At 63.2% G+C, this 18,671-nt stretch carries 19 protein-coding genes; 1 reads left to right on the top strand and 18 read right to left on the bottom strand.

All coding sequences use genetic code 11. The annotated features are described in order from the left end of the window. The first annotated feature begins 195 nt into the window (after nt 1-195). On the top strand, nt 196-1,935 hold the full coding sequence (gene ggt, locus Q8R10_RS11880; RefSeq protein WP_305654008.1) for a gamma-glutamyltransferase: 1,740 nt from the start codon (nt 196-198) through the stop codon (nt 1,933-1,935). A 120-nt stretch (nt 1,936-2,055) separates the two neighbouring features. On the opposite strand, the gene Q8R10_RS11885 is transcribed toward ggt, so the two are convergent. The 18 genes from Q8R10_RS11885 to Q8R10_RS11970 all read right to left on the bottom strand — a co-directional run bounded on the left by Q8R10_RS11885 (nt 2,056) and on the right by Q8R10_RS11970 (nt 18,641). Beyond that, on the bottom strand, nt 2,056-3,237 hold the full coding sequence (locus Q8R10_RS11885) for a serine hydrolase (protein WP_305654010.1): 1,182 nt from the start codon (nt 3,235-3,237) through the stop codon (nt 2,056-2,058). Between the two features lie 89 nt (nt 3,238-3,326). Further along, nucleotides 3,327-3,770, bottom strand: coding sequence for an excinuclease (locus Q8R10_RS11890; protein ID WP_305654012.1), 444 nt, complete (start codon nt 3,768-3,770; stop codon nt 3,327-3,329). Between the two features lie 67 nt (nt 3,771-3,837). After that, nucleotides 3,838-5,088 carry a beta-ketoacyl-ACP synthase gene (locus Q8R10_RS11895; protein WP_305654014.1) on the bottom strand — a complete coding sequence of 417 codons (1,251 nt, stop codon included), beginning with the start codon at nt 5,086-5,088 and terminating at the stop codon, nt 3,838-3,840. Between the two features lie 13 nt (nt 5,089-5,101). After that, nucleotides 5,102-5,830 carry a 3-oxoacyl-ACP reductase FabG gene (fabG, locus tag Q8R10_RS11900; RefSeq protein ID WP_305654016.1) on the bottom strand — a complete coding sequence of 243 codons (729 nt, stop codon included), beginning with the start codon at nt 5,828-5,830 and terminating at the stop codon, nt 5,102-5,104. A gap of 252 nt (nt 5,831-6,082) precedes the next feature. Continuing rightward, nucleotides 6,083-6,535, bottom strand: coding sequence for a hotdog family protein (locus Q8R10_RS11905; RefSeq protein WP_305654018.1), 453 nt, complete (start codon nt 6,533-6,535; stop codon nt 6,083-6,085). Continuing rightward, entirely contained in the window at nt 6,532-7,785 is a 1,254-nt protein-coding gene (locus Q8R10_RS11910; protein ID WP_305654020.1) for a beta-ketoacyl-[acyl-carrier-protein] synthase family protein, read from the bottom strand. Before Q8R10_RS11910 ends, Q8R10_RS11905 begins: the two co-directional genes overlap by 4 nt. Continuing rightward, nucleotides 7,785-8,081, bottom strand: a complete 297-nt coding sequence (locus tag Q8R10_RS11915) for a hypothetical protein (RefSeq protein ID WP_305654022.1) — start codon at nt 8,079-8,081, stop codon at nt 7,785-7,787. Before Q8R10_RS11915 ends, Q8R10_RS11910 begins: the two co-directional genes overlap by 1 nt. Further along, the gene (locus Q8R10_RS11920; RefSeq protein ID WP_305654023.1) at nt 8,081-8,572 is read right to left on the bottom strand and encodes a hypothetical protein; all 492 of its coding nucleotides are present in this window, start codon (nt 8,570-8,572) and stop codon (nt 8,081-8,083) included. Before Q8R10_RS11920 ends, Q8R10_RS11915 begins: the two co-directional genes overlap by 1 nt. Then, nucleotides 8,569-9,297: a class I SAM-dependent methyltransferase gene (locus Q8R10_RS11925; RefSeq protein ID WP_305654024.1), complete on the bottom strand. Its 729-nt coding sequence runs from the start codon at nt 9,295-9,297 to the stop codon at nt 8,569-8,571. Before Q8R10_RS11925 ends, Q8R10_RS11920 begins: the two co-directional genes overlap by 4 nt. Beyond that, entirely contained in the window at nt 9,294-9,419 is a 126-nt protein-coding gene (locus Q8R10_RS11930; RefSeq protein WP_305654025.1) for a hypothetical protein, read from the bottom strand. Before Q8R10_RS11930 ends, Q8R10_RS11925 begins: the two co-directional genes overlap by 4 nt. Then, nucleotides 9,416-10,708 (bottom strand): NAD(P)/FAD-dependent oxidoreductase, encoded by a 1,293-nt coding sequence (locus Q8R10_RS11935; RefSeq protein ID WP_305654026.1) that lies wholly within the window; start codon nt 10,706-10,708, stop codon nt 9,416-9,418. Before Q8R10_RS11935 ends, Q8R10_RS11930 begins: the two co-directional genes overlap by 4 nt. Then, entirely contained in the window at nt 10,695-11,870 is a 1,176-nt protein-coding gene (locus Q8R10_RS11940) for a cation:proton antiporter (protein ID WP_305654027.1), read from the bottom strand. The genes Q8R10_RS11935 and Q8R10_RS11940 overlap by 14 nt, the downstream gene beginning before the upstream one ends. After that, nucleotides 11,867-14,191: an MMPL family transporter gene (locus Q8R10_RS11945; RefSeq protein ID WP_305654028.1), complete on the bottom strand. Its 2,325-nt coding sequence runs from the start codon at nt 14,189-14,191 to the stop codon at nt 11,867-11,869. The genes Q8R10_RS11940 and Q8R10_RS11945 overlap by 4 nt, the downstream gene beginning before the upstream one ends. After that, nucleotides 14,181-14,771 (bottom strand): outer membrane lipoprotein carrier protein LolA, encoded by a 591-nt coding sequence (locus Q8R10_RS11950; protein ID WP_371133330.1) that lies wholly within the window; start codon nt 14,769-14,771, stop codon nt 14,181-14,183. The genes Q8R10_RS11945 and Q8R10_RS11950 overlap by 11 nt, the downstream gene beginning before the upstream one ends. A gap of 221 nt (nt 14,772-14,992) precedes the next feature. Continuing rightward, nucleotides 14,993-15,418, bottom strand: a complete 426-nt coding sequence (locus tag Q8R10_RS11955) for a thioesterase family protein (protein WP_305654029.1) — start codon at nt 15,416-15,418, stop codon at nt 14,993-14,995. Next, the gene (hutH, locus tag Q8R10_RS11960) at nt 15,411-16,976 is read right to left on the bottom strand and encodes a histidine ammonia-lyase (protein WP_305654030.1); all 1,566 of its coding nucleotides are present in this window, start codon (nt 16,974-16,976) and stop codon (nt 15,411-15,413) included. The genes Q8R10_RS11955 and hutH overlap by 8 nt, the downstream gene beginning before the upstream one ends. Further along, complete coding sequence (locus tag Q8R10_RS11965; RefSeq protein ID WP_305654032.1) at nt 16,954-17,913, bottom strand: glycosyl transferase; 960 nt, start codon at nt 17,911-17,913, stop codon at nt 16,954-16,956. The genes hutH and Q8R10_RS11965 overlap by 23 nt, the downstream gene beginning before the upstream one ends. Beyond that, on the bottom strand, nt 17,910-18,641 hold the full coding sequence (locus Q8R10_RS11970; protein WP_305654034.1) for a glycosyltransferase family 2 protein: 732 nt from the start codon (nt 18,639-18,641) through the stop codon (nt 17,910-17,912). The genes Q8R10_RS11965 and Q8R10_RS11970 overlap by 4 nt, the downstream gene beginning before the upstream one ends. Nucleotides 18,642-18,671: the final 30 nt, after the last annotated feature.

Genomic DNA, 18,671 nt, shown 5'->3' on the forward strand with positions numbered 1-18,671 from the left:
GCAGTCAGTGCGCCGCGTAACCCACCGAGCGGTTTCAGTCTCTTAGATAAGTTAGCGCGGCATAGTCCCTATGTTGGGTTAGGCGGCGGCTTAAACCGTTTCGCTGCTAGACCACACCAACCGCCGCTAACCCAACCTACGAACGCCCCCCCTAAGCTTTGCGGGTATCACACGTAACTGGGACATAGCCAAAAAATGCTCAGATCTCTCCTCACTGCAGCACTGTTACTACTTGGCAGCCTCAATCTGCAGGCCACCGAACAGCCCAGCCAAGCCGCCATCGCCAGCGCCCACCCGGCTGCCACCGTCGCCGGGCTGGAAACCCTGGCCGCCGGTGGCAATGCCTTCGACGCGGCCGTTGCCGTCAGCGCCGCCCTGGCGGTGGTCGAGCCTTACGGCAGCGGTCTGGGCGGCGGTGGCTTCTTCTTGCTGCGGCAAACCGTCGGCAACGCCACGACTTATCGCTTTCTCGATGCCCGCGAACGCGCGCCCCTGGCGGCGACTGCGCAGATGTACCTGCGCGATGGCCAGCCCGACCCCGAGCTATCCCTGAATGGCGCGCTGGCAGCGGCGATTCCCGGGTTGCCGGCGGCGCTGGTGGAGTTGGCCGAGCACTATGGCCGCCTGCCGCTGCGTGATTCGCTGACCCCGGCCATTCGCCTGGCCACGGATGGCGTGTCGATTGATGCCGCCTACCGTGAGCGCGCCGGCTGGCGCTTGGCGGCGCTGCGGGCCAATCCGGAAAGCGCCCGGCTGTTTCTCAGCAATGGAGAAATCCCCGGTCAATACAGCCTGCTGCGCCAACCGGAACTGGCCAACAGCCTGGAACTGCTGGCCCGCTATGGCCGCAGCGGCTTTTATGGCGGCGCGACGGCTAAGCGCCTGGTCGCAGGCGTGCAAGCGGCTGGCGGCATCTGGAGCCTGCGCGACTTGGCCGAATACCGGGTGGTCGAGCGGGCACCGCTGCGCTTCAAGCTCAACGAGGGCCGCGAACTGATCAGCGCGCCGCCGCCCTCCGCCGGTGGCGTGGCGCTGGCGCAAAGCCTCGGCATCCTGCAACAACTGCCGTGGCGCAGCGCCGATAAGGTGCAACGCAGCCACCTGGTGGTGGAAACCCTGCGCCGCGCCTACCGCGACCGCGGCCTACTCGGCGACCCGGACTTTGTTCGCAACCCACTGTCGCAACTGCTGGCACCCAGTTATTTACAAGCGCTGGCCAGCAGCATCGACCCGCAGCGGGCCACCCCCAGTGCCAGCCTGGCGCCAGCACCGATCTTCCAGGAAGGCGACCACACCACCCATTTCAGCATTTTGGATAGCGACGGCAACGCCGTGGCCGCCACCCTGTCGATCAACCTGCCGTTTGGCGCCGCCTTCACGGTGCCCGGCACTGGCGTGGTGCTCAATAATGAGATGGACGATTTCGCCGCCGCCCAGGGCAGCAGCAATGCCTACGGTTTAACCGGCAGCGCCGCCAATCAGATCGCCGCCGGCAAGCGCCCGCTGTCGAGCATGAGCCCAAGTTTTATCGACAGCCCGCAAGCCTTCGCCGCCTTCGGCACCCCCGGCGGCAGCCGCATCCCCAGCATGGTGCTGCTGGCCATGCTCAGTTACCTCGACGGCCAGCCGCCCAGCGCCTGGGTGGCCGCGCCGCGTTACCACCACCAATACCTGCCGGACCAGATCGAGTACGAGCCCAAGGCTTTCAGCCCGGCCGAGCTCAGCCAATTGCAACAGCGCGGCCACCGCCTGCAAGCCGTCGAGCGCGCCTACGGCAATCAGCAGGTGCTGCTCTGGGACAAACACAGCGGCGCCGTCGAAGCCGCCAGTGACCCACGCGGTATAGGTTTGGCCAGCCAACTGCCGATGGAATTTGAGCGGCTGCCGGCCGCAGCCCCTAGGCTCAAGCTGCAAACCAGCGGCACCGCGCACTAACCCGTGCCCGCTGAAGTTTGCTTCGTAGGATGCGGTTGAGCGCAGCGATACCCATCATGACGCCACGCAGATTTTTCTACGCTTAGTTGATGGGTTACGCCGCTACGCGACTAACCCATCCTACGGGCTCTGATCAGCCGCACCCGGCAGACGCAACAACAGGCTATGGCCTATGGCGCCATTGGCCCAGTTGAAACTGTTCTGCAGCACCACCACGGCGGTCTGGTGCTCGGTGTCCAGGCCCAGATAACTGGAATAGCCGGCGACAAAGCCCACCTGATAGGTGATCTTTCTGCCGCCAATGCTATCGACATTCCAGGCCACGGCCGCCGCCTCATTGGGCCGTTCAACCCGCACTTGCAGGGTATCCAACAGCGCCGCATTAAGTTTGCGGTTGGCACCCGGCTGCAGATGGGCAGCCGCATAACTGAGCAAATCATCGGCGGTCGAATAAAGCCCGGCGGTGCCGTGCAAAATGTCAGTGAACTGCCAGTCCGGTATCGGTTGCCCGCGCAGGATAAACTTCGGCTGATCGCCGGCATGCCCGAGGGCACGTTGCGCAAAGCCGGCCAGCTGCTGCGGCGCGTAGCTGCTGTTGTCCAGCCGCAAAGGCCCAAGCACCCGCGCCTGCAACAAGGCATCGATTTTCTGCCCGCTGTGCAGCTCCAGCACATGGCTCAGCAGGCCATAACCGATATTGGAATACTGCGGCTCAACCTGCGCCGGCGCCTCGAAGTCCGCCAGATAATTGAGCAGATATGTACGGTCGTAGTGGCGATAAAAACTGTTGCCGGTAAACAGATACTCCACGAAGTAACTGAGGGTTTGCGGGGTCATCGGCTGACGCGGCAAGCCGGCGGTGTGGGTGGCCAACTGCAGCAGGGTGATTTTTTTAGCGTCGGAACTGAGCGACGTGTGCGCCGGCAACAGCTGCTCAAGCGTGTCATCCCAGTGCAGGCTGCCATCTTGCACCAGCAGTGCGGCAGCGTCGGCCAAGAAGCCTTTGCTCAGCGAACCAATGGCGAACAGCGTGCTGCCATCCACTGGCCTGCCGCCGAGTTGCTCGGTAACTCCATAGCCATAGACGTGCCTTTGTCCATCGGCAGTCAACACGCCAATCACGATGCCCGGCGTTTGCCCGGCATCGATCAGCGGCTGTGCCAGGGCGTCTACCGCAGCCTTAAGGTCACTGCCAGCCGCCAGTGTCGGCAGTGTCGCCGTAGCATCCTGCTGACGGGATAAAGTCCCGCAGGCTATCAAGGAAGACAACACCAGAGCACAACCGAACTGTTTACTGAGCAAATCAACCCTCAGTGCAGCACTGCATAATCGCATCGTTATATCCGCCGTAGACGCTGCTGGCAGCGCCTACGGCCATAGTTAAACCGCCTCTACTTGAGGCTCGCCGCTTGGCCTTTAAGGGCCACACCGCCAACAAAGGTACCGGCGTGGCATTCATAGGTGGTGCTACTGCGGGACTCTTTGCGCTTGTAGAAGCTGACGATATCCACCACCGCATTGCCGCCGACTTTCTTGGCCGCGTCTTGCAGGGTAATCAGCGCCGATTGCAGCGCCCAGCTGCAGGCCTCTTCGTCGGTTTTGTTGAAGGCATTGGTCTTTTTATTAGTAACCAACTCACCGAGCGGAGTGCTTTTGCCCGGCACTGTAGCGCCGGCCAAATAAAACTTTACGCTGCCATCCAGCTTGCCGGCTTGCGTGGCCTCTTGCACCACGGCGGCGAAATCCAGATTCAGCACTGTGTCACGCGCCTGACTCAGGGCGGGCAGCAGGCTGGTCATAATCAGTGCAAGCGCACTCAGTTTTTTTAGCGTCATAGTCGTCTCCTTGACGATGATGCAAACGGCAGAATGCCTGCCGCTTGTCGGGTCTCACTGCAAGCAATTAGTCCGTCGTGGCTAACGGCCAGCGCCGCAGAATCAACGAGGTATTGACCCCGCCGAAGGCAAAGTTATTGGTCATCACATACTGATGGCTCATCGACCGCATCTCGCCGCGCAGGTAGTCGAGTTCGGCGCAAGCCGGATCGACGGCGTGCAGATTCAGGGTATGGGCATACAGGTCGCGATTGAGCATCTCGATGCTGAACCAGGCCTCCAGCGCCCCGCAGGCACCCAGGGTGTGACCGAGAAAACTCTTCTGCGAGCTGATCGGCATCTTCGGCCCGAACAGGCTGTGGGTGGCATGGCTCTCGGCGATGTCGCCCTGTTCGGTGGCGGTGCCGTGACCGTTGACGTAACCGATGGCTGCGGGTTCCAGCTCGGCATCTTCCAGCGCCAACTGCATCGCCCGGCGCATGGTCGCCGGCGCCGGGCGGGTGGTGTGCTGGCCGTCGGCATTGCTGCCAAAACCGACGATTTCGGCATAGATGGTGGCGCCTCGGGCCAGCGCATGCTCCAGCTCCTCCAACACCAGCATGCCGGCGCCTTCACCAATCACCAGGCCATCACGGCCCTGATCGAAAGGTCGCGGCGAGCTTTGCGGGGCGTCGTTTTTCAAGCTGGTGGCGTACAGTGCATCGAAGACCATGGCCTCGGTCGGACACAGCTCCTCGGCGCCACCGGCCAGCATCAGCGGTAGACGACCAAACTTGATCGCCTCATAGGCATAACCGATGCCCTGGCTGCCGCTGGTACAGGCACTGGAAGTGGGAATCAGCCGACCCTTGAGGCCGAAGAAGATGCTGATATTGGCGGCCGTAGTGTGCGGCATCATGCGCACATAGGAGTTGGCATTCAGGCCATCGGCGACGCCATTGAGCAGCATATTGCCGAAGGCTTTGACCTCGTCGGTGCTGCCGGTGGACGAGCCGCAGGCCACGCCCATGCGGCCATCCTGAATGCACGGATCATTCAGCAAGCCGGCGTTGCTTAACGCCTGTTCGGCCGCCGCCACCGCCAACCGCGAGACCCGGCCCATGCTGCGCAATTGCTTGCGGGTCCAGTGCGCCGGCACCTGGAAGTCGTCGACCGGCCCGCCGAGACGGGTGTTCAACTCGCTGAAACGCTCCCACTCCGGCATATAACGAATGCCGCTGCGATTGGCGCGAAAATTCGCTTCGATGCTGGCCCAGTCACTGCCCAGTGAGGTGATCCCGGCCATGCCGGTTACCACTACCCGTTTACAACCCTTCATTTACAAGCACTCATCAACACAACCCACCATTCACTGCGATCACTTGGCGGGTGATATAGGCCGCCTCGTCCGACATTAAAAAATTCACCGCGCCGGCCACTTCGTCCGGCGTGCCCATGCGTTGCGCCGGGATCATCTTGAGGATCTCCGCCAATGGCACATGCTCATCGAGCATCTCGGTGTCGATCAGCCCTGGCGCCACACAGTTGACGGTGATCTTGCGTTTACCCAGCTCGATGGCCAACGCCTTGGCCGCGCCAATTACCCCGGCTTTGGAAGCGCTGTAATTGACCTGGCCACGGTTGCCGATCATCCCCGACACCGAGGTGATACAGACGATGCGGCCCGGCGCACGGCGACGAATCATCGGCATGGTCAAGGGCTGCAAGACATTAAAGAAACCGTCCAGATTGGTCCGTAGCACCAGGTCCCAATCTTCCTCAGTGAGCGCCGGAAAGGCGCCGTCGCGGGTCAGGCCGGCGTTGCAGACCACTCCGTAGTAGGCACCATGGGCCTCGACATCGGCCTCCAGCTCGGTGCGACAGGCGGCCCGATCGGCCACGTCAAACTGCAGAATCCGCGCCTGCTGGCCGAGAGCGGCAATCTCGCGCTGCACCTGCTCGGCATCTTCGCGCCGGCTCCGGCAATGCAGCACCAGATCATAACCGGCGCGGGCCAGGCGCAGGGCAATGGCCCGACCGATGCCACGGCTGGAGCCGGTGACCAGAATGGTTTCACTCATACATAAGCTTCCGTTAGACAACTGCTGTTACGCGGCCGAGCAGATTGTAGGTCGGGTTAGGCGCGTACACGCAGGGCTGGCGATGCCGCACATTTGCGCGCGCCGTAACCCGACGTGGCGGTGACGCTATCAGCAATATTGCTGCGTTTGCGGCCTTGCGTCGGGTTACGCGGCGCCCGGGTAATTGATTGATTTTAAGATGTATAGCCCCGCCGCTAACCCGACCTACACCCGTGACCAAAATGGTTGCGCTCATAGCTCGGGCTCCGTCAGGTAACTGCCGATTTGCGGCGGACAAAATACATTTAGCCGCGCCTCGGCCTGGATATTCGGGCCGCGGAGATGGCATTCGAAGACGCCCATGCCGTTGTCATCACGCAGCGAGCAGAGGGCGCTGATGTGCAGCTCGCTGCCCGCCGGGAAGCGCTCGACATTGCAGCTGAAACTGCGAGTACCGAGTAAAAACCCCAGCTGCACCGGCTCACCGGCTTGGCGCGCCTGACAACCGGCAAAGGCTGCCACCGTCTGCGCCATCAGCTCGACCCCAACCCAGGCTGGCAAGCTGCCGTCGGCCAGATTGAACAAGCCACCGGGGCGCACGGTAAGCCGCGTCTCGACATCTTCGGCGCCGAAACGCAGCACCTCATCGAGCAGGATCATCTGGCCCGAATGGGGCAGCAACTCGGCGATTGGCCACAGGCTCATGGGCGTTCTCCAAATGCAGGCACAGGCTCTTTTTCCTGCTCTTGAGCAAACAGCAGGGAAATATTATTGCCACCGAAGGCAAACGAATTACTCATCAAGCGCCGGGTGCCGGCGGGGCGAAACTGCTGGCCGACTTGGACTAAATCCAGGGCTGGCAGCTCGGGGTCGGGCACGCCATCCCAGACCTGGGGCGGCAACCGGCGATGCGGATTATGCCGGCTCAGCGTCAGCCAGCAAAATGCCGCCTCCAGCGCCCCGGCAGCGCCCAAAGTGTGTCCGGTCAGTGGCTTGGTCGAGGAGCAGGGCACGCCAGCCGGGAATACCGCCTGCACCGCCAGGCTTTCCATTGCATCGTTATGCCGAGTGGCGGTGCCGTGCAGGTTCAAATAGTCGATTGCCTCGGCGGCGATGCCGGCATTGGCCAAGGCGTGGCGCATCGCGGCTTGGGCACCCAGGCCGTGCGGCTCGGGGGCGGAGATATGGTAAGCGTCCGAGCTGGCGCCACCGCCGAGCAGCATGATTGGCGCCGACTCAGCCAAGTTCGACTCGTTGCTCATCGGCTCTTTAGCCATTAAAAAAAGCGCCGCGCCTTCGCCGATATTGATGCCGTTGCGATTGGCCGAGAATGGATTGCAGCGCTTATCGGCCACCGCCTCCAGCGCCGCGAAGCCATTCAAGGTCAGGCCGCAGAGGCTGTCCACCCCGCCACAGAGCACCGCATCGCACACGCCCAAACGCAGCAAACGCTGGGCACTGAGCAGGGCGCGGGCGCCGGAGGTGCAGGCGGTGGAAATCACATAGCTGGGGCCGCTCAGCTGTAGCCACTGGCTGAGAAAAGCCGCCGGCGCCACCAGCTCTTGCTGGCTATAGCGGTAGTCGGCCGGCAACTGACCCGTGCGCTGTTGCTCGGCGATGCTTAAGGCCGCCTCGTGAATACCGGAGGTACTGGTGCCGAGCACCACGCCGATCCGCCCGGCGCCGTAACGGTCGATGGTGGCGCGAATCTGCGGTTCAATTTGCAGCGCGGCGGCCAGCAACAGTTGGTTATTGCGACTTTGGGCCGCCTCCAGACCGGCCGGCATCGGCGGCAACTCGGCGGTTACGGCGCCGACGGTCAGGTCGCGGCCACTGACCCAGCCGCCTTGCGCCTGCATGCCGCTGGTATCGCCGGCCAACAGTCCCGCCGCGACAGCCTGCTGGCCGCTACCAAGGGCGCAGACCAGACCCAGCTCAGTCAAATAAGTCGACATCATGGTTTCTCCGCCGACAGTGCGCGCACCTGATAAAGCACAGCCCCATCGCTCAAGCTGAACTCCAGCGGCGTGCGATAGTTGATTGACCACTGCGGATCGAGCCGGCGGCCAGCGGCGCTTAACTGCCAGGTGCCGGCTGGATAGTGCTGGGCCAGGGCAGCATCCGTACTCAGGGCGAACAGCAGCGCGGCAAACAGCTCGCGGGCTTCGGGACATTGCAAGCCGGCAGCCAGCGGCAATGGGTTATTACGGCTCTGCGCCGCCGGCATTAGCTCAGTCAAAGAAGTCGGCATCAAGGTTCCCCCGCCGTAAGTGCGCGCACCTGATAGAGCACATCTGCGCCACTCAGGCTGAATTCCAGCGGCGTGCGGTAGCTAATTGACCACTGCGGATCGAGCCGGCGGCCTTGTGCCGTCAACTGCCACACCTTGCCCGGATAACTCTGCGCCAGGGCGGCATCCGTGCTCAAGGCAAACAGCAGCGCGGCAAACAGCTCGCGGGCCTCGGGATTAGGCGGCAGCAGGCCGTCGCTGTGCCATTCACCCTCGATGAGTAATTGCCGGGCCAAGGGCACGCCCAGCGGGTCGAGCAGTGACCAACGCAAACTCGGCCCTTCGGCCTGCAGCACCAACAACCAGTCCTGGCGTTCACTGGCCTGGCTGCGCTGAATCAGCAGCGTCAGCGGCAGCTGGCTGCGCAATTGCGGCACGCCCTGGGGCACCGGCGTGCGCAACCCACAGGCGCCGAGCAGCAGGCACAGGCCCAGCAGCCAGACGCGGATCATTCGGCCAACATTGCCGGCGGCTTGCGCGCCACCACATTAACCAGGGTTTCGTTGCGCTGGCCAAAGGGCTTGGGCTTGCAAATGCCCCAGCGCTCCAGCAGGCCAAAATCCGTGGCCCGACTCCACCACAGATAGGGATAGGAGACATTTTGCTCGGTAAATTCGAAGCCCTGACCGCGCAACATGGCGAGATAACCGGCGGCGGTTTTTTGCACCTGCATGGGGTGGCGAAACAGCCAGCGGATCACCCAGGTGTCGATATAAAACTGCGTCGATTCGGCAAACAGCAGCAGGCCACCGGGTTTCAGCACCCGCCAGAATTCGCCCAAGGCTTGCTCCTGCTCGACCAGATGGTGAAAGGTCTGATGGCAAAACAACAGGTCGACACTGGCATCGGCCAACTGCAACGCCGCACAATCATTGGCCAGCAGCTGCACGCTCAACCCCAGGCGCTCGGCCTCGGCCCGTGAGCAGTCGAGACTCGCCGGGTCGGCATCCACGCCGATCAGCTGCGCCGGGGCAAAGGCTGCTTGCAACAAACCGAACGACTTGCCCTGGCCGCAGCCGGCATCCAGCAACACCGGATCGGCCGGCAACCCAGCGCCAGCCAGCCGTTTGAGGTCATTAATGGCGACCCGCAGCACATGCTGCTGCCAGACATGACTCTGCAAAAACCAGAAACCAAAACTGGTTTCTTCGACATAAGTGCTGGCGACGGGGTTCATACGAAGTCCTTTTCATCGATCGGCGACTCACGCAGCACAGGCTGCTGCCACTCACTAGCACTCTGCAAAAACCAGAAAGCAAAGCCGGTTTCCGTGACGTAGCTGCTGGCGACCGGGTTCATGAGCATTCCTTGGCACTGGCCTGTGCATTGGTTGGCGCTGTGGCACACAGCTCACTGAGTACGGCGAGCCGGCGCTGCGGTTCGGCCACATAGGGGTTATTCAGGTCCCAGGCATAGCCGGCCAGAATCGAGCAAATCATCCGGCGGATATTCGGATTGGCCTTGGCAAAGAAAATCACCGGCTGAAAGCTGCCGTCATACCAGCCCTCAACGTAGGCCCGGAAGCAATCCACCCCGCGCTTGAGCGGCACGGCAAACTCGCTATCCCAGTCCACCGGCTCACCGCTGAGCTGGCGGTGCAGCAGGCCGGCGGCCATGCTGGCCGAGCGCATGGCGATGGTCACACCCGAGGAAAACACCGGATCGAGAAACTCGGCGGCATTGCCCAGCAGCGCGAAACCCGGACCGTACAGCGCTTTAACATTGGCCGAATAGCCGCCCAGGCTGCGCGCCGGAGTGTCCCATACGGCGTGCTCCAGCAGGCCGGCCAGTTGCGGGGTTTGCCCGATAAACTCGCGCAGGCAGGCATCCAGATCCACCGGCCGACCCTGGTAATGCTCGGCTGCCGCCACCACCCCGACCGAGCAACGACCGCCACTGAACGGGATCAGCCAAAACCACACATCGCTGTGCTCTGGGTGGATGCTGACGAGGATTTTCTCCCGGTCAAAACCCGGCGCCACAATGCGGTCCTCGATATGGGTAAACACCGCCTGGCGTATAGGAAACGCCGAGGGCAGGTCGAGGTCGAGCAGGCGCGGCAACACCCGTCCGTAGCCGCTGCCATCCAGCACGAAGGCGCATTCAACCTGATACTCAGTGCCATCGACTAAGCGCCGTACCGACAGGATTGGACGCAGGCCGCTAAAGTCGACGGCGACTATCTCTTGCTGATAGCGAATCTCCACCCCTTGGCGCTCGGCATCGTCGGCCAGCACCTTGTCGAAGTCGCCACGCAATACCTGATAGGCCGTGCCGCGACCTGGGCTGAACTTGTCGCGAAAATCAAAATCGCTGTAGGCCTCGCCGCAGGCGAAAGCGGCGCCATATTTGAGCTGAAAGCCGGCCGCCTCGACCGCCTCGAGCATGCCGGCCTCTTCGACAAAGTCCAGGCAATGCGGCAACAGGCTTTCGCCAATCGAGAAACGCGGAAACAGCTGGCGCTCCAGCACCAGCACATCGTGGCCTTGGCGCTTAAGCAGCGCGCTGGCAATCGCCCCGGAAGGCCCAGCACCGATCACCACCACCTGGCGTTGCTCGGCTTGTTGTTGCAACTCAGCAGACTTCATCAGGGCTTCTTGCCTCAGTATTAGGTTGGGTACCGCAGTGCCTCGGGCGACCGGCAAAGGCCGGCAGCAGCGTGGCGATCAAGCTCATCAGCATCAGCGCGAAATACAACTCGGCGTTGATCACCTGTTGCTGTAACAGCAGATTGAGAAAGACGATTTCGGTCAAGCCACGGGTGTTGAGCAGCAAGGTCTCGCGCCATTTACCGCGCCGCGCGCCCAGCTGGCCGTCGGCCCAGGACAGCCCCAGCCAGTTGCCGGCCAGTTTGCTGACAATCGGCAGCACCAGCAGGCCGGCAAACTGCAGCCAACTGTAACCTTGCCAGGCGTTTTGCCAGTCGATCTGCAACAGGCCGTAGGCCAGAATCAACGGCACCGTCAGCCAGGTTTGCAGCCAGGCCAGCCAGGCCGCCGGCAGCGGCATTTGCAGTGGCAAGCGCAAACTGGCGAGCAGCAACAGATAGCCGATGCCGAACAACAGGGCATTCAACTTCAACTGTTGCAGCAGCAGTAACAGCCCTAAAAAAATCAGCCCATTGAGCCGTGCCGATTGCAGTTGCGGCCATGCGCGCTGCAGCAGCTTCAACAGCAGTGGCGTGCCGGCCGCCAATAACGGCCAGAGCAGCGTGCTCGGCTGACTGCCACCCTGGGCCAGGCCGAAGATCAGCCAGCAGAACAGGTCCATCAGGATCGCCGCCTGCAGCAATTGGCGGATCAAATCAGGTGGGTACTGCTGGTGCTGCAAATACAAAAACAGCACCGGAATGGCGGTCAGGGCAAACAGCAAACCGACTGCCACACAGGCCAAAGTGCTCAGCCCCGGCAGCAGCCACAGCGCCACCGCCAGCCCGCAGAAAAACGGCAGAAAGAAACTCGGCAGGGCGATCTTCAGGCTCGCCGGCTGCAGGTCCAGATCGATCACATCACTCAGCAGACACCCCAGCAACAGGCTAAACGCCAGCCCATACAGGCCGTGCAGCCACTGCGGCGCCAGCAGCGCGCTGGCATCCACGCCCAGCGGCGCGGCCCACCACAGCAGCAGTGGCAGGCCGAGCATGCCGAATAGCAACTGGCTGACGATGGCGATCAGCCCCAGGCGCCGGCCCAACCAAGTGGCCAGGGCAAACAGCAGTAACAAGCCGAGCCAGCCCAGGGCGATGCTCATCGGCCGCGCTCCTGGCTAGCCCAAGGCGCCAGCAGAAAGCAGAAGAACAGCCCCAGGCTAATGGTTAAGCCGAAGTTGGCAATCGCCGGTGTCTGGCTGAGCAGCAGCAGGCCGAACGATAGCCAACTGAGCAGCCCAGAGAGCAAGGTGCCGAGCAGACTGACCGGGGCGCCACCAATCGCTTCGCGCATAAGGATCGCGTAATCGACACCGATGGCGGTAATCAGCAGCAAACCGAACAGGCTAAACAGGGTTAACGGCTGACTCAGCCAGCCCAGACAGGCCAGGGTCGCCAGCGCCGCCAACAGCGGCAGGCAGACCACCCGCAGCGCGCCGGCAAAGCCAAAGGGCAGGCACAGCAGCACTAAAATCGCCCCACAGGAGAGCAGCTTCAACTCGGCGGCGCTCAGTTGGGTGGCGGCAAATAACTGATTCAGCTCGCCGATCCGATCGACCAGTTGCACGCCGTCAAAACCCTCGGCCGCGCCGCGCAACTGCGCTGCATTGGCCTGACCTTGCAGGCTGACTAACCCGGCCACGTCGCCGTCGGCCGTGACGCCCAACCACAGTGGCCGCCAAGCTTCAGCCAACGGCCCGGCCAGCGTCACCTCCAGACTTGGTGCCGGCAACAGCAGCTGCGCCAGCTCCTGCTGCAAGGCCGCCAGCGGGATGCCCATGGCCAGCAACGGCTGCCAATGCTGCGGCAATTGCTGCACGGCCTGGCGCAGGGGTTGCAGCGCCGAGTCGGGGCTTTGTAACTGGCTCAGGGCGCGGTAATCCTGCAGTTGTTTGGCCGCCACCAGGCCGTCCAGCCGCAGGGCCAAGGCGGCCTGGCGCTCTAGCAACTGCTGTTGATCGGCGCCGCGCACCAGAAAGAACTGACTGGTTGGCTGCTGCCCGGTCAGCCCAGCAATCTGCCGAGCCTCACTAAGAAGTTGCGGCTCTTGGCCCAGCCACTGGCGCAAATCATTCTGGCTCTGTACTTGCCACAGGCCAGCGCCACACAGCAGCAAAAACACCAAGAGCAGCGGGCCGCTGCCGATTTTATCCAACAGCCGCTGGCGCAGCCGCAACAGTTGCTCGGCAAAACCCAGCAAGCTGGCCGGCGGTGTTAGCCGCAGCGGCGCCAGCCAGGCCGGCAGCAAACACACCGCGCACAGATAAGCGCCCAGCAGCCCGGCCGCCGAGAACAGGGCGATCTGGGTCAACGCCGGAAACGGCGTAAAAGCCAGGGCCAGGTAGCCGATCAGATTGGTGCCCAGGCTCAGGCTCAACCCCGGCAAAGTCGCCCACAACGCCGACCAGCTGCGCCACGCCGGCATGCTCCAGCTCTTGCTCAGGTAGTGCAGCGGATAGTCGGCGGCCACCCCGATCAGGCTGGCACCGAGCACCAGGGTCAGCGCATTGATCTGCCCGAACACCAGCACGCAGGCCGTGCACCCGGCCAACAAGGCCACCGCCACCGGTAACAAACTCAGCAGCACCCGCCAGCGGCGAAACGCCAGCAGCAGCAACAGCAAAGTACCGAGGGTCGCGCCGCCACCGATCCAGCTGATCTCGCGGCTGGCCTTGGCTTGGCCGGCGGCGGCGTAGAGCACACCACTGGCCGCCAGCAACTGGCCGCCTTGGGCAGTCACAACAGTGCGTGCCCGGGCGACGGCGGCGGCAATTGCCTTGGGCGCTTGCAGGTCAAAAGAGTCGCCTGCGGTATGGGCGCGCAACAATGCCCAGGTCATGCCCTGGTTCTCCAGCAGCAGCACACCACTGCCCAGGTCCGCCTGCACTTGCCTGCGCGGGTTCAGGCCTTGCTGGGCACGGGCGCCCAGCCCCAACCAGTCCTGCTCGGGTGGTAGCAGGCGGCCGCTGGCGAAGGTGTCGAATAACTGCGCGACCCGCTGCTGAATAAACAGCTCGGGCTGGGCCAACAACAGTTGCCGATCAGCCAGCGGCAACAGACTCAAGCGACTGCCGCGCAATTGCTGGCGGATGACGTCGAGGTCGGCCTGCAGGCTCCATTGCACCCGATCAAACTGCGGCAGCTGACGCCATTGCTGGCCGAGTTGCCCGGCCAGCGCGATAGCCTCGACACGCCGGGGATGGCCGACCAACAACAGCACCTCGCGATTCAGCGGCTCCTGCATGCGCTGCTCGGCTTGCTGCACCAGCGCATCGCTGCTGCCGGCCGGCAACAGCGCCAACATGCTCGCCATCACTGGCGGGCCGTTGCGCCATTGCCAGGCGGCAAGCGCCAGCAAAGCCAGCAACAGCACGGCAAATAACCGTGGCAAGTTGCGCTCCAGTGCCGGGCGATTAAGGAGCAAAGTCGCGACGCTCCTGCTCAGTCAGCTCGCTGCCGGGCTGGGTCGCCGGCATCAGCAGCAAGGTGCTGTCACCCTGCACTTCCCGCAGTTCGATGCGCTCAACCAAGGCGCCGCCCTGAATCTGGATGTCGCTGAAAATCTGCTTGAGCAGCAGCGAACGTGGCTGCAACTGCAGTTGCCAGGCCTTGCTGGTGCCCTGCAAGTGCAAGTCAAAGTCCCGCGCCAAACCGCTGTGATCTCCCTTGAGCACCGCCAAAAACAAGCGGCTCTGCTGGGCGGCCACATCCTGCCCCGGCGGCTGCCAGCCCTGGGGACCGCGGCGGGCGATGCCGTTGGCGTCGATACGGTAGTCCTGCTGCAGCGGGCTGTGCAAAAACCACAGCAAGCCGAGTTCACGGGACAAGACAAATTGGCCTTTGCTGGTCAGCGGCTGGGCCAAGGCCCGCAGGTGCTTCTGCTGAATAAAGGGCCCACGCACCAGCTCCGCCTTGGCCAGTTGGGCACTCAGTTGATCCAGGTCGAAGGCTTGAGTCTGGCCCGCACAGAGCAGCGCAAAGCTGGCCAGCAGCACCTGTAGGATGGGTGGAGCGCAGCGATACCCATCACGGCAAAAGCCACGCCTTGCAATGCGCAGGTTGGACGCGCGGCGATCGCTGGATTGATCGGCGGCGGACGGCGGATGTTTGATGGGTATCGCTGCGCTCAACCACATCCTACAAAAGGCGGCGACCGATTCAATAGTTAACCTGTTCACCTGCTCGTTGGGAGGCAGCAAACGAAACAACCCGGCCAAGCGCAAACTCACGAAAGCACCCGCTCGACCGCAGCCACCAGCACCCGTGGCGAGGCCAACTGCATCTCGCGGCTGGCGATGTCTACCGCCACCTGCACGCTGCTGGCGCGGGTCAGGCGTTCGCCAGTGGCGGCATCGCTGATCAGGTAATTGATCTTCAGGCGGTTCTGCCACTCGATCAGGTCGGCGCGCACCTTGATCCGCTGGCCAAACTGGGCACCGCGCACATAGCGCAACTGCAGGTCGATAATCGGCCAGGCGTAACCGGCGGCACGCATCTGCTGATAGTTGTGGCCGAGCTTGTCGAGCAGCGCACAACGGGCTACTTCCAGGTATTTGACATAGTGACCGTGCCAGACCACCTCCATCGAGTCGACATCGAAGAACGGCACCTCGAACTCGATCTCTGCCTGCAACACGCCTTTGCTACGCATACAGACTCCAATGCTGACTGCGGATGCGCGTCAGGCACAGGCGCAATTCGCCTTCCAGGGCGCGGTCCTCGATCACCGGCGGGAAATCCTCGGCCAGCTGTGCGTGCATCAGCGCCAGAGCCGCCGGCAAGGTGCGGTTGCCATCGCGCTGACGCAGCCAGACGCCTTGATTGGCGGCCAGCAGGGTGGCGGCCGCGACCTGTTCGGTCAGCTCCAGGCTGCGCAAGGCATCGCGGGCGGCGATGGTGCCCATGCTGACCTTGTCCTGGTTGTGGCATTCGGTGGAGCGCGAAAACACGCTGGCCGGCATGGTGTTTTTCAAGGCTTCGGCGGTCCAGGCGCTGGCGCCGATCTGCACCGCCTTGAAGCCGTGATTGATCATCGCAGTGGCGGCCGGCGCGCCAGACAGGTTGCTCGGCAGGCCATGGTTATAGCGGGTGTCGACCAGCAGGGCCAGCTGCCGGTCGAGCAGATCGGCGACATTGCCGACCAGGTTCTTCAGGCTGTCCATGGCAAAGGCGATATGGCCGCCGTAGAAGTGCCCACCGTGCAGCACGCGGCCGGCCTCGGCGTCGATCAGCGGGTTGTCGTTGGCGCTGTTCAGCTCGGTTTCGATAAATTGCCGCAGCAAGCCCAGGCTGTCGGCCATCACCCCCAGTACATGGGGCGCGCAGCGCAGCGAGTAGCGATCCTGCAGGCGGTGCAGCGGCGCGGTCGGCGCATCGATGGCGAGATCGGCGCGAATCCAGGCGGCCACCTGCATCTGCCCCGGATGGGGCTTGGCGGCGAACAGGCGCTCGTCGAAGTGCTCGGGATTGCCCTCCAGCGCCAGCACGTTCAGCGCGGTAATCCGGGTGGCCAGCTTGAGCAGATAGTCCGCGCGAGCAAAGGCCTGGCAGGCCAGGGCGGTCATCACCGCGGTGCCATTCATCAGCGCCAGGGCTTCTTTCGGGCGCAGCACCAGCGGTTGCCAGTCCAGCTCGGCATGCACCTCGGCAGAACTGCGTTGCTCGCCGCGAAACAGCACCTCGCGCTCACCGGACAGGGTGGCGGCCACATAGGACAGCGGGGTTAAATCGCCACTGGCGCCCACCGAGCCTTCCTCGGGAATCAGCGGCAGCACATCGTGTTCGAGAAAGGCCTGCAGCCGCTCCAACAACTCGACCCGCACCCCCGACCAGCCTTGCGCCAACGACTGCAAGCGCGCCGCCAGCACGGCACGGCTGGCCTCGGCATTCAGCAACTGGCCCAGGCCGCAGCCGTGGAAGGTGTACAGATGCCGTGGCAACGCCTCGACCTGATGCAGCGGCACCGCCACCACGCAGGAGTCGCCGTAGCCGGTGGTGACGCCATAGATCACCCCTTCGCGATCCAGCAGACTGTCGAGAAACGCCGCGCCCTTGGCGATTTTCGCCCGATAGGCGGGGTCGTTCTGCAATTGCGCCGGCGCACGAAGCTGGGCCAGGGCGACTATCTGCTCGATGCACAGCGGCGCTTCGCCGAAAATCACCGGCGCCGGCGTATTGCTTGGCTGACTACTTGGACTGAAGCTGTTCATCGCACTTCCAAAAGGGATAAAAATTAAACCATTGCGCCGGCGCGCTGAGGCAATGCTGGCCAAGGCGCTCGGCGTAGCGCTGCACCCACTGGCGGATCACCGCGTCCCGCTCCGGGCGGGACCAGTGCACGCTGGCGGCAAAGGGTTCGAGCTGCAACTGGTAGCGGCCGTCGATTTTCAAACAACTGAGCAGGTTCACCGGGCAGCGCAGCAAGCCGGCCAACAGCCAGGGGCCTTGGGGAAACGCCGCAGGCTTGCCGAGAAAATCCACCGTTACCTTGCGCCCGCCCTGCAAGGGTACGCGGTCGCCGGCAATCGCCAGCCACTCGCCGCGCTCCAGGCGCTCGGACAGTTGCAACATGATGCCGGGGTCCAGCTCGCTAACCTGAATCAGCTGCAGATGGCTGGCGCCGGCCTCCCCAAGCAGGCGATTGAATTGCGCCGCGTGCTTGGTGTGCACCAGCACGTTCATCCGCACCCGCTCACCCAGTTCGGCCAGCACTCGGCTGACTTCCAGATTACCCAAGTGCGCACAGACCAGCAGTTGTCCACGGCCGCCCTGATGCAATTGGCTGCGCAAATCAGCCGGATCGACCAGGCTAATCTCGGCCAGGGGCAACTTGCCGTGCCAGACATCCAGCTTGTCCAACAGGCTGTCGGCAAAGGCCATAAATTGAGCAAATACCGAACGCCGGCTCGGCGCTAACTCGGGCCGACCGCTCCAAATAGCCAGGTTGCGCTGATACTCGGCGATGCTGTGGCGAGCCTTACGACCGCACAAGAAAAAGTAAATGACGATGGCATACAGCAGCGGACTGAGCAGCCGCCGCCCCAGCAGGCGCAGCAGCGTGGCGGTGAGTTTCATCAGCCAAAAGCTGCCGCGTTCGCCTTGGGCGGCCCAGTGCTGACTGCCTGGCTGCTGGTCTAGATTGCTCATCGCCAGCGCCGCCAGAGGATCAGTGGCGCGCGCAGCAACATGCCGAAAAACAGCTTGGCGTGCATCTTGGAGATCAGCGCGTTGTCGTGCAGCAGGCGAAAATGCGATAGGCCGTCGGCCGGGTAACGCACCCGAATCGGCAACCACTGCATCGGCTGATTGCGCCAGCTCAGACGCACCAGAATCTCGCTGTCAAAATCCATGCGCCGACCAATGGCCACTGAGTCGATCAACGCCAGGGTGACGGCCAGCGGGTAGACGCGAAAGCCGCACATGGAGTCGGGAATGCTCAGCGATAGACTGTTGATCCACACCCAGACATGGGTCAGGTAGCGGCCATACAGACGGCCCTTGGGCACGCTGGCGTCGTATTGCGGGTAGCCGCAGATCAACGTTTGCGGGCTGGCGGCGGCAGCGGCAAGAAAGCCATCGAGCGACTGCAGGTCGTGCTGGCCATCGGCGTCCACCTGCAAAGCGTGGCTAAAGCCCAGGCGCGCCGCTTCGCGCAGACCGGCCATCACCGCGCCGCCCTTGCCTTGATTGCTCGGCAAACGCAGCAGATAGCACTCGGCCTGCGCCGCCAGCCCGTCGATCACCGCCGCGCAGGCGGCACTGGAGCCGTCATCCACCAACAGACACGGCAAGCCGGCAGAGCGCAGTTGCGCGATCACCGCCGGCAAGGCCAGTTCATGGTTAAACACCGGAATCAGCGCGCAGACCTTATGCATCGGCAGCCACCACGTAGGATGGGTGGAGCG

It is taken from the genome of Pseudomonas sp. (assembly GCF_030698175.1).
In the GTDB taxonomy this organism is placed as follows: domain Bacteria; phylum Pseudomonadota; class Gammaproteobacteria; order Pseudomonadales; family Pseudomonadaceae; genus Aquipseudomonas.

What these genes read in the sequence shown, in the direction of transcription:
- ggt (WP_305654008.1), top strand. Translation starts at nt 196, where the DNA reads ATGCTCAGATCTCTCCTCACTGCAGCACTGTTACTACTTGGCAGCCTC.
- Q8R10_RS11890 (WP_305654012.1), bottom strand. Translation starts at nt 3,770, where the DNA reads ATGACGCTAAAAAAACTGAGTGCGCTTGCACTGATTATGACCAGCCTG.
- Q8R10_RS11895 (WP_305654014.1), bottom strand. Translation starts at nt 5,088, where the DNA reads ATGAAGGGTTGTAAACGGGTAGTGGTAACCGGCATGGCCGGGATCACC.
- fabG (WP_305654016.1), bottom strand. Translation starts at nt 5,830, where the DNA reads ATGAGTGAAACCATTCTGGTCACCGGCTCCAGCCGTGGCATCGGTCGG.
- Q8R10_RS11905 (WP_305654018.1), bottom strand. Translation starts at nt 6,535, where the DNA reads ATGAGCCTGTGGCCAATCGCCGAGTTGCTGCCCCATTCGGGCCAGATG.
- Q8R10_RS11910 (WP_305654020.1), bottom strand. Translation starts at nt 7,785, where the DNA reads ATGTCGACTTATTTGACTGAGCTGGGTCTGGTCTGCGCCCTTGGTAGC.
- Q8R10_RS11915 (WP_305654022.1), bottom strand. Translation starts at nt 8,081, where the DNA reads ATGCCGACTTCTTTGACTGAGCTAATGCCGGCGGCGCAGAGCCGTAAT.
- Q8R10_RS11920 (WP_305654023.1), bottom strand. Translation starts at nt 8,572, where the DNA reads ATGATCCGCGTCTGGCTGCTGGGCCTGTGCCTGCTGCTCGGCGCCTGT.
- Q8R10_RS11925 (WP_305654024.1), bottom strand. Translation starts at nt 9,297, where the DNA reads ATGAACCCCGTCGCCAGCACTTATGTCGAAGAAACCAGTTTTGGTTTC.
- Q8R10_RS11930 (WP_305654025.1), bottom strand. Translation starts at nt 9,419, where the DNA reads ATGAACCCGGTCGCCAGCAGCTACGTCACGGAAACCGGCTTTGCTTTC.
- Q8R10_RS11935 (WP_305654026.1), bottom strand. Translation starts at nt 10,708, where the DNA reads ATGAAGTCTGCTGAGTTGCAACAACAAGCCGAGCAACGCCAGGTGGTG.
- Q8R10_RS11940 (WP_305654027.1), bottom strand. Translation starts at nt 11,870, where the DNA reads ATGAGCATCGCCCTGGGCTGGCTCGGCTTGTTACTGCTGTTTGCCCTG.
- Q8R10_RS11955 (WP_305654029.1), bottom strand. Translation starts at nt 15,418, where the DNA reads ATGCGTAGCAAAGGCGTGTTGCAGGCAGAGATCGAGTTCGAGGTGCCG.
- hutH (WP_305654030.1), bottom strand. Translation starts at nt 16,976, where the DNA reads ATGAACAGCTTCAGTCCAAGTAGTCAGCCAAGCAATACGCCGGCGCCG.
- Q8R10_RS11965 (WP_305654032.1), bottom strand. Translation starts at nt 17,913, where the DNA reads ATGAGCAATCTAGACCAGCAGCCAGGCAGTCAGCACTGGGCCGCCCAA.
- Q8R10_RS11970 (WP_305654034.1), bottom strand. Translation starts at nt 18,641, where the DNA reads ATGCATAAGGTCTGCGCGCTGATTCCGGTGTTTAACCATGAACTGGCC.